Here is an 8,960-nt window from a genome sequence, read left to right as displayed (position 1 = left end):
TGCGCGCACCGGCCGCAACCCGCAGACCGGCGAGGAGATCAAGATCGCCGCGGGCAAGCGCGTCAAGGTGACCGCCGGCTCCAAGCTGAAGGCTGCCGTCAAGTAAGACGCCGCCGCGCCGAGAGGGGGATGCCACGGCGGCATCCCCCTCTCGTATGCCCGCGTAGGCTGTTGCGGTGGACTCCCCCTCTTCGGCGCAGAGCGCGGACGCGCCGCGCGGCGGGAGGACGGACCTGTCCCGGATGCTGCGCCTGGCCGGTCCCGCGATCCTCGCGCTGACGGCGGTCGTGGCGATGATCGCCGCACTGCGCTACGGCGGCGGCGCCGCGCCGCTGGCCATCGGCGACGCGGGCCCGGTCGTGCGCTGGGGACTGCCCGGCGCCACGCTCGTGGTGAACCTGTCGGCCGCGGCCATGGCCGGCACCCTCGTGACCGCGCTGTTCGCCCTCACGCAGGGGACCCGCGCCTTCGAGCTCGCGCTGGATCTCGCCTCGGCCGCCGCCGGTCTGTTCACGCTCGCCTCGGCGGTCACCGGCTTCCTCACCTTCGTCAACGCGTTCAACGCGACCCCCAGCGCGGACGACGTGTTCGGCGAGCAGCTGGGGCGGTTCCTCGTCGAGACCGAGCTCGGTCGCACCTGGCTGATCACGACGATCGCCGGCGCGGTGCTGACGGTGCTGATCTTCGCCGTGCGGTCGTGGACGGCCACGCTGCTGGTGGCGATCCTCGCGATCGCGAGCCTCGTGCCGATGGGCACCCAGGGACACTCCGGCGATCTGTCGAGCCACAACATCGCCATCGCCTCGCTGGTGCTCCACATCGTCGCCGCCTCGGTCTGGCTCGGTGGTCTGCTGCTGATGGTCGTCGTGCGACCGCAGCTGAGCCGGCCCGAGGTCGCCGGTGCGATGATGCGGTACTCCTCGATCGCGCTCGTGGCGTTCGTGGTCGTCGCGATCAGCGGCACGGTGCGCGCGGCGGTGAGCGTCGTGAGCTGGGAGAACCTGTTCAGCGCCTACGGCGGCATCCTGCTCGTGAAGGTCGTGGCACTGATCGCACTCGGCTGCCTCGGCGCGTGGTACCGCACCCGCCTCATCCGGAGGATGGCGACGAAGGATGCCGCGTCCCGTCGCTTCTGGTGGCTCGTCGTGCTCGAGCTGGCGCTCATGGGCCTCGCCAGCGGCGCCGCGGTGGCGCTGGCGCGCACGTCACCGCCGACGACGGCCGCCGAGGACGTCAGCGACCCCGCGGTCGCCCTCACGAACTCGCCGGTGCCGCCGGAGCTGACACCGCTGCGCTGGTTCACCGAGTGGAACGTCGATCTGCTGTGGGCGTTCGTCATCGGCTTCGGGCTGTTCTTCTACCTCGCCGGCGTGTGGCGGCTGCGGCGCCGAGGCGACGCCTGGCCGGTGTACCGCACGGTGCTGTGGGTGCTGGGCATGCTCCTGCTGCTCTGGGTCACCTGCGGACCGGTCAACGCCTACGCCGACTACCTGTTCAGCGTGCACATGCTCGGGCACATGCTGCTGACGATGGGGATCCCGCTGCTGCTGGTGCCGGCGGCGCCGGTCACGCTGGCGCTGCGCGCGATCCGCAAGCGCGACGACGGCTCGCGCGGCGGCCGGGAGTGGATCCTGTGGGCGGTGCACTCGCCGTTCGCGAAGGTCGTCACCCATCCGCTGTTCGCGGCGGCGATGTTCGTGGGATCGCTGTGGCTGTTCTACTACTCGGACCTGTTCAGGTGGTCGCTGTACGACCACCTGGGGCACGAGTGGATGACCGTGCACTTCCTCGTCACGGGCTACCTGTTCGTGCTGTCGCTGATCGGGATCGATCCGGTGCCGTTCCGGTTCCCGTATCCGATCCGGCTCATGACGCTGGTCGCGGTCATCGCGATGCACGCGTTCTTCGGCATCGCGATCATGATGCAGACCGGCCTGTTCGTCGCCGAGTGGTACGGCTCGATGGGCCGCACCTGGGGGGCCACGCCGCTGGAGGACCAGTATGTCGGCGGCGGCCTCGCCTGGGCGATCGGCGAGATCCCGAGCCTCATCCTGGGCATCACCGTGGCGATCCAGTGGAGCCGCGACGACGAGCGGGTGCAGCGCCGTCGCGACCGGCACGCCGACCGCACCGGCGACGCGGAGCTCGAGGCCTACAACGCGCGGCTGGCCAAGCTCGCGCAGGACGACGTGGCGCGGGGCCGCTGACGCCGGCATCCCTCAGATGTCGCTCGTGCCGCCGATCAGGATCGAGGCCGCGCCGTCGACGGCGATCGAGATCGTGCCGTCGACGGTGAACGGCACGTCCTGGGACACCTGGCTGAACACGCCGTTGCGGAGGGAGACGACGCCCACGTCGATGTGCGCGACCGCGGCGGTGTCGACGATGCGCAGGCCGCCGCCGTCGGGGACGAGGGTGATCTGCGGCTGCTGCACGATGGACCACTGCGGCAGGTCCTGCACCCGGTTCTCGATCACGAACCCGAACGGGCAACCGGTCGGCAGCAGCACCTGCTGGGTCGCGCAGTCGGTGAGGAACTCCTCGACCCGCTGCTGCACGAGCGCGGTGAACTCCGCGGTGGCCTGTGCCTCGATCGCGACCGGGGTGCTCGTGCGCGGCGCGTCGACCAGCACGACCGTCCCCTCGGTCGCCGAGATCGACGTGTCCACGCCGACCGCGTAGACGCCGGGCGCGAAGACGAGCAGCGGCACGGACGCGGCCGGGTCGGCATCCGCGCCGTCCGTCGAGACCTGCCGCTTGTCCACCTGGAAGCCGTTGACGTCGAAGGCCATCGACCCGGCGACCGTCACGTCGATCACCGCGAGCGGGCTCTGCGCGAAACGCCATGTCGGGGCGATGCCGGTGATGCCGTCGCGGGCGACGGCGAAGCTCATGGTGCCGGGCTGGTCGCCCGCGGTGAACGAGACCGTCACGATCGTGTCCGCTCCGGAGGGCTCCTCGCCGGTCACGCGCAGGTCGTCGAGCGATCCGAGCGCCGCCTGACGCAGCATCGCGTCGGATGCCGTGGCCGGCAGCCCCGCCGCCGCCAGCTCGTCCGCGTCGAGGGCGACACCGGGCAGCGCCAGCGCGTCCGCGGCGTCGCCGTGCGCCAGCAGCGTCAGGTAGCGCATCACGAACGCGGCCGGGCTGTAGAAGCTGCGGTAGACCGTCACGCCGCCGGCGGCGAGAGCCGCGATCAGCAGCACGCCGATCAGCGCCAGTGCGACGAGATCGCGTCGCAGACGCGCGTCCTCGCCCTGTTGCCCACCCACCCCGCCAGTCTAGGAAGCCGCCGCCCTAGCATGGAGCGGATGGACGTGATCGGGTTGTCGGCGGAGCAGGAGGCCCTGTTCCGGCTGATCGAGGACACCCGCGAGCATGTGTTCGTCACCGGCCGTGCGGGCACCGGCAAGTCGACCCTGCTGCAGTATCTGGCATGGAACACGCAGAAGCAGATCGCGGTGTGCGCGCCCACCGGGGTCGCGGCCCTGAACGTGGAGGGCCAGACCATCCACTCGTTGTTCCGGCTGCCGATCGGGCTGATCGCGGGCACCGAGCTCGAGCAGAACGACGCCACGCGCAAGCTGCTGAACGCGATCGACACGCTCGTGATCGACGAGGTGTCGATGGTCTCCGCCGACCTCATGGACGGCATGGACCGGGCGCTGCGGCAGGCCCGCGGCAAGCGGGCGGAGCCGTTCGGCGGTGTCCAGGTCGTGATGTTCGGGGACCCGTATCAGCTCGCGCCGGTGCCGCCGCGCGGTGACGAGGCCCGGTACATGCGCGACCACTACCGCTCGTCGTGGTTCTTCGACGCGCACGTATGGGCGGGGGAGGCCACCGGCGACGGCCTCATCGACCTGGGCCGGCACGGCGCGGAGCTGCGCATCGCGGAGCTGCGCCAGATCCACCGGCAGTCCGACGACGGCTTCAAGGCCCTGCTGAACGCGGTGCGGCACGGTCAGGTGACCGCCGACATGGCGAAGATCCTCAACGACACCGGTGCGCGGCGTCCGCCCGAGCCCGAGCCGGGCGAGACGCCGATCATCACCCTGGCGACCCGCAACGACGCGGTGAGCGCCATCAACCGCCGCCACCTGGACGCCCTGTCGGGGAAGTCGCAGACCGCGGTGGCCGAGATCAACGGCGACTTCGGGCGCGGGGAGGCGGCGTTCCCGGCCGACCGCGAGCTGCAGCTGAAGGTGGGCGCCCAGGTGATGTTCCTCCGCAACGACGTGCAGCCCTACGGCGAGGGGCCGCGCTGGGTGAACGGCACGATCGGCGTCGTGACCCGGATCGCCGGCGGCACCGTGCGCGTCGAGGTCGACGGGGTCGCGCATGACGTGGAGCCGGCGGTGTGGGAGAGGTTCCGCTACGCGTACGATCCCGCGACCCGCGCGATCAGCCGTGACATCGTGGCGGAGTTCACGCAGTTCCCGCTGCGGCTGGCGTGGGCGGTGACGATCCACAAGTCGCAGGGCAAGACCTACGACCGGGCGGTCATCGATCTCGGCAGCGGCGCGTTCGCCGCCGGCCAGGCCTATGTCGCGCTCTCGCGGCTGACCGCGCTCGAGGGTCTCTACCTGACCCGTCCGCTACGGCCGTCCGACGTGCGGGTGGATGCCGACGTGCAGCGGTTCATGCGGGGCACCCGCCCCGCCCCCCCGCACGATGTTGACTTGCCCTATATGCACGCGAAACCGGGGTCGTAGCGTGCATGTAGGGCAAGTCAACGGGGGTGGGGGTGGCGGGACGGGGGTAGGGCGCCGCCTCAGGCCGCCGAGGCCTCGGCCTTCGCCCGTGCCAGGTCCTCGAACAGCTCGGTGTTGAAGCGGTAGGCGAGGAGCACCTCGTCGATCACGCGCTCCTTCTCGGCCTCGTCCCAGGGCGCTGCGTCCAGCTGTTCGCGGTAGACCTCCTTGAACGCCTTCGGGTCGGCGATGTCGGCGAACAGGTAGAACCCGATGCCGTTCGTGTCGAAGCCGAACTGGCGGGCCATCAGCCTGCCGATGAACTGGCCGCCCGACAGGTCGCCGAGGTAGCGGGTGTAGTGGTGGGCGATGAACCCCCCCGACCAGGTGGCGCCGACCTGGTCGATGCGCTCCACGTAGCGCTGCGTGGTCGGCAGCGGCGTGATGCGCTCGCGCCAGTCGGGCCCGATGAGGAACTCGAGATCGGCCTCGAGGGCGGGCAGGCGCGTCAGGCGGTCGGTGATGAACACGGACGCCACCGGGTCGGCCTTCATGCGCTCGGCCGCCGCCTCCAGCGCCGCGTAGATGAACCAGTGCTGGGCGACGAGGGCCACGTAGTCCTCGCGGGTGCCGTCGCCCTTGATCAGATCGGACATGAATCCGGCGCCTTCGCTGCCGGAGTGCGCGCCTGCGGAACGCTCGCGCAGAGCGGTGGAGAACGGGATCGGGTCGGTCATGCCGACCACTATACCTTCAGGTAAGCAGAACCTAAATACGAATCGTCTCAGACGATCATGAGTGCGGCCTGGGCTCGACGCCCAGGCGGGCGCAGGCGGCGTCGTAGAGCGCCACGATCTCGCGGCGCACCTCGCGGCGCTCCGTGATCGCCCCGCCCGGCCACGGCACCCGCAGCGGTGCCTCGCCGCCGTCGGCGAGTGCGACGACCCAGTCGCCGCCGTCGCCGTCGAAGCCCACCATCCGTGCCGCGATCGGATCGGGAACCGTGCCGAACGCGCGGGCGATGAGCAGGTTGTCACCGGTGTGATCGGCGTTCATGTGCCGGAGGACCCCCGTGAGAGCCTCTTCGTCGAAGGTGTGTGCCATGGATCCCAGGTTAGGGGCGGCCGTCGTGACGGCGCTGTGACCTGCGTGTGTTTGAATGCTGGAGCACGACGAGCCGGGGGTGACCATGCCGATACGCTCCGCGGTGCGCCGCAGGATCGCGGCGGTGACCGGCGCGGTGATGATCACGGCTGTGATGACGGCCTGCTCCGGCCACGCGCATGTCGACATCGACCTGCCCACGCAGGTGGACGCCGCGTTCGCCGACGACACGCAGTCCCAGCTGGAGGCGGCGGTCCAGTTCGCGATGGCGGCCACCGGTTCCACCGGCGCGATCGTCGGGGTCTGGGCGCCCTGGAGCGGCGAGTGGGTCGGCGCGGTGGGCGACGCATCCGTCGATGACACGTTCCGCGCCGCGACGGTCACCCGCGCGATGATCTGCGACGTGCTGTACGAGACCGTCGACGCCGGCACGGTGTCGCTGGGCGACCCCGTGGTGGACTACGTCGGCAGCGTCGCCGGCCTGTCCGCGGATGTCACGCTCGGCGACCTGTGCGATGGCACGAGCGGGCTGGGCTCGTATCGCGCGAGTCTGCTCGGCGCGTTCCTGAACACGCCCGCCCGCGTGTGGAACCCGAACGAGCTCGTCGCCTACGGCATCGGCGCGATGGACGCGTCCCTCACCGGCACGACGTGGCGCGACTCCGACGCCGGCTACGTCCTGCTGGGACTCGCGCTGCAGAAGGCGACCGGCAAATCGCCGGCCGACCTGCTCGAGGACGACGTCTTCGAGCCGCTGGGGCTCGACGACACCTCCCTGCCCGGTGACGCGGCGGCGGCCGCGGGAGACCCGGTGCTGACCGGCACCGTCGCGCAGACGGGCGCCGACGGCGCCCTGCAGTGCGATGCGCCGACGGATCTCACCGTGCTCTCGGCGAGCATGGGCTCGACCGACTCCGGGGTGGTCTCGACGATCGAGGACCTGGCCACCTACACCCGGGCCCTCGCGACGGGCGCCCTCGTCTCCGACGACTCCGGGCGTTTCGACGAGCCGCTGAGCGTCGGGTCGGACCAGCCGTCGTGGTTCACCTCGGCCGGGGGCGCCTACCAGGCGGGCTCCCTCATCGGCCAGTACGGGTCGATCCCGGGATACATGACCGCGTCGTTCACCGACCCCGACACCGGTCTGACGGTCGCGGTCGTGCTCAACGACTCCGCGGCATCCGACAGGATCGCCGCCTACCTCGCGTGGGAGCTGGCCGCCATCGCCTCCAAGGCGCCCGCCGCGAGCGGCCAGACGGCCCCGGATGCCGGGCTGCCCTGGACCGCGCAGCAGCAGCACGACAGCATCGCCGCGCTGGCGATCTGCCCCACCTCCTGACCGGCTGTCGTACGGGACCGGGACTCAGCCGGCGAGGATCACCTCGACCAGGTGCTCCGCGACCGGTGCGTCGAGAGCGAGCACGACCCGGGTGCGGACGCCGTCGTGATCGCGCGGCCCGAGCCGCTGGCCCCGCAGGTCGGCGATCGTCTGCCCGCGACCCGGGCCGGTGCCGGTGTCGACGACGACCGGCACCCGCGGCGCACGCGTCGGCGTGAAGGCTCCCGCCGCGAGCACGGCGGCCAGCGGGTCGTGCAGTGCGCTCATGCGCTGGCCGTACAGCGGCAGGTAGAAGTCGAAGTAGTGGTCGAGGATGCTGCCGAGCGCGCGCACGAACGGTCGCTCGTCGGCCAGCAGCATCCGCCGCTGCTCCTCGCTCAGCGTGTGCTCGAGGGTGACGTCCAGCGGTGCCAGCGTGACGTCCCAGTCGGCCGCCAGCAGGGCCGCCGCGGCCTGCGGGTCGTTGTACACGTTCGCCTCGGCGACCGCGCTGATGTTGCCGGGGACGAGCGCCGCGCCGCCCATGACGGTGACCGCGGCGACCCGGTCGGGCAGCGACGGATCCGCGGCGAGGGCGTGGGCGAGGTTGGTCAGCGGCCCGATCGCCAGCACGTGCAGGCGTCCCGCGTAGGTGTGCGAGAGGTCGACGAGCAGCTGCGCGGCGGTGCGCGGGTCGGGCTCGGCGTCCGCCCGCGGCAGCACGACGCCCCCGATCCCGTTGTCGCCGTGCACGTGCGGCGCGCCGCCGTCGTAGGGATGGTCGAGGTGGTCGTGGGCGCCGACGGCGACCGGGATGCCGTCGCGCCCCGCCAGCGCGAGCAGGTCGAGCGTGTTGCGCGCGGCCTGCGCCGCGGCCGTGTTGCCGCTGACGGTGCCGACGCCGACGAGCTCGACGGCGGGCGAGGCGAGCAGGTACGCGAGGGCGAGGCTGTCGTCGACCCCGGTGTCGCAGTCGAGGTAGACGGGGATACGGTCGGGCATCCCTCTGTTGTATCCGGCTCGTGTTGCGCGCAGATCACGAGCGCCCCGCGTCGGAGCCGGGCGCCGGTGCCGGCCGGCACGCCCGACCGCGCAGAATGGGACGGTGACAGTCACCCCGGGCCCGCTGTGCGTGGTGGGAAGCATCAACGTCGACGTGACGGCATCCGTGCCCCGGCTGCCGGGCGCCGGCGAGACGGTGCTCGGCGGGTCGCTCCGCCGGGATGCCGGAGGCAAGGGCGCGAACCAGGCCGTCGCCGCCGCGCGGCTCGGCGCGAGGGTGCGCATGGTCGGGGCGGTCGGCGACGACGAGGACGGTCGCCGCATGCTGGCGGGCCTGCGGGACGCGGGCGTCGACACCGGCGGCGTCTGGCTCGGGGAGTCGCCGACCGGCACCGCGCTGATCACGGTGGATGCCGACGGCGAGAACCAGATCGTCGTATGTCCGGGCGCGAACGCCGACGTCGCCGTCGACGGGGAGCGGTTCGATCCGGCCGAGGCGGTGCTGACGCAGCTCGAGATCCCGTTGCCGACCGTCACGGCGCTCGCCGCGGCGGTGCCCGGCTTCCTCGCGGTCAACGCCGCACCGGCGCAGGCCCTGCCCGCGGCGGTGATCGCCCGCGCCGATCTCGTCGTCGTCAACGAGACCGAGTACGCGCTGCTGCCCGAGCTGGCCGCCGCGCGTCGCGTCGCGGTGACCTACGGCGCGGCGGGGGCGGCCCTGTTCGAGCGCGGGGTCGAGGTCGCACGGGCCACGGCGCCGCGGGTGCGGGCGGTCAGCAGCGTGGGCGCGGGCGACGCGTTCTGCGCCGCGATCACGCTCGCGCTGCATGCCGGGTGGCCGCCCG

Annotated in this window: 9 protein-coding genes; 5 read left to right on the top strand and 4 right to left on the bottom strand. The window is 72.0% G+C overall.

Features of this window, described 5'->3' with window-relative positions; all coding sequences use genetic code 11:
• Both QM626_RS04340 and QM626_RS04335 read left to right on the top strand, forming a co-directional pair.
• On the top strand, positions 1–106 hold a 106-nt coding region (locus QM626_RS04340; protein ID WP_415074353.1), incomplete at its 5' end, for an HU family DNA-binding protein.
• A gap of 136 nt (positions 107–242) precedes the next feature.
• Positions 243–2,207 (top strand): cytochrome c oxidase assembly protein, encoded by a 1,965-nt coding sequence (locus tag QM626_RS04335; protein ID WP_415074351.1) that lies wholly within the window; start codon positions 243–245, stop codon positions 2,205–2,207.
• Positions 2,208–2,219: 12 nt separating this feature from the next.
• Here QM626_RS04335 and QM626_RS04330 read toward each other — a convergent pair whose 3' ends face one another.
• Entirely contained in the window at positions 2,220–3,272 is a 1,053-nt protein-coding gene (locus tag QM626_RS04330; RefSeq protein WP_415074349.1) for a hypothetical protein, read from the bottom strand.
• A 39-nt stretch (positions 3,273–3,311) separates the two neighbouring features.
• Here QM626_RS04330 and QM626_RS04325 point away from each other — a divergent pair, with 39 nt between their 5' ends.
• Positions 3,312–4,712 (top strand): ATP-dependent DNA helicase, encoded by a 1,401-nt coding sequence (locus QM626_RS04325; RefSeq protein ID WP_415074347.1) that lies wholly within the window; start codon positions 3,312–3,314, stop codon positions 4,710–4,712.
• Positions 4,713–4,771: 59 nt separating this feature from the next.
• Here the strand turns inward: QM626_RS04325 and QM626_RS04320 are convergent, their stop codons facing one another.
• Both QM626_RS04320 and QM626_RS04315 read right to left on the bottom strand, forming a co-directional pair.
• Positions 4,772–5,428, bottom strand: coding sequence for a heme oxygenase (biliverdin-producing) (locus QM626_RS04320; RefSeq protein ID WP_415074345.1), 657 nt, complete (start codon positions 5,426–5,428; stop codon positions 4,772–4,774).
• Between the two features lie 55 nt (positions 5,429–5,483).
• Positions 5,484–5,795: a DUF2470 domain-containing protein gene (locus QM626_RS04315; protein WP_415074343.1), complete on the bottom strand. Its 312-nt coding sequence runs from the start codon at positions 5,793–5,795 to the stop codon at positions 5,484–5,486.
• A gap of 55 nt (positions 5,796–5,850) precedes the next feature.
• On the opposite strand from QM626_RS04315, the gene QM626_RS04310 reads away from it, so the two are divergent.
• Positions 5,851–7,134, top strand: a complete 1,284-nt coding sequence (locus QM626_RS04310; RefSeq protein WP_415074341.1) for a serine hydrolase domain-containing protein — start codon at positions 5,851–5,853, stop codon at positions 7,132–7,134.
• 24 nt (positions 7,135–7,158) lie between these two features.
• On the opposite strand, the gene QM626_RS04305 is transcribed toward QM626_RS04310, so the two are convergent.
• Positions 7,159–8,115 (bottom strand): nucleoside hydrolase, encoded by a 957-nt coding sequence (locus QM626_RS04305; RefSeq protein ID WP_415074339.1) that lies wholly within the window; start codon positions 8,113–8,115, stop codon positions 7,159–7,161.
• 103 nt (positions 8,116–8,218) lie between these two features.
• Here QM626_RS04305 and QM626_RS04300 point away from each other — a divergent pair.
• The coding region (locus QM626_RS04300) for a ribokinase (RefSeq protein ID WP_415074337.1) at positions 8,219–8,960 on the top strand (742 nt) is incomplete at its 3' end.

The sequence above is a fragment of the Microbacterium sp. genome, assembly GCF_047606385.1.
Lineage (GTDB): Bacteria > Actinomycetota > Actinomycetes > Actinomycetales > Microbacteriaceae > Microbacterium.
Note: the sequence above shows the minus strand (reverse complement) of the source record. Positions and strands in the feature narration are given on the sequence as shown.

Bases quoted from the DNA above. Each gene is read 5' to 3' on its own strand.
- QM626_RS04335 (WP_415074351.1), top strand. From the start codon at position 243: ATGCTGCGCCTGGCCGGTCCCGCGATCCTCGCGCTGACGGCGGTCGTG.
- QM626_RS04320 (WP_415074345.1), bottom strand. From the start codon at position 5,428: ATGACCGACCCGATCCCGTTCTCCACCGCTCTGCGCGAGCGTTCCGCA.
- QM626_RS04325 (WP_415074347.1), top strand. From the start codon at position 3,312: ATGGACGTGATCGGGTTGTCGGCGGAGCAGGAGGCCCTGTTCCGGCTG.
- QM626_RS04310 (WP_415074341.1), top strand. From the start codon at position 5,851: ATGCTGGAGCACGACGAGCCGGGGGTGACCATGCCGATACGCTCCGCG.
- QM626_RS04305 (WP_415074339.1), bottom strand. From the start codon at position 8,115: ATGCCCGACCGTATCCCCGTCTACCTCGACTGCGACACCGGGGTCGAC.
- QM626_RS04315 (WP_415074343.1), bottom strand. From the start codon at position 5,795: ATGGCACACACCTTCGACGAAGAGGCTCTCACGGGGGTCCTCCGGCAC.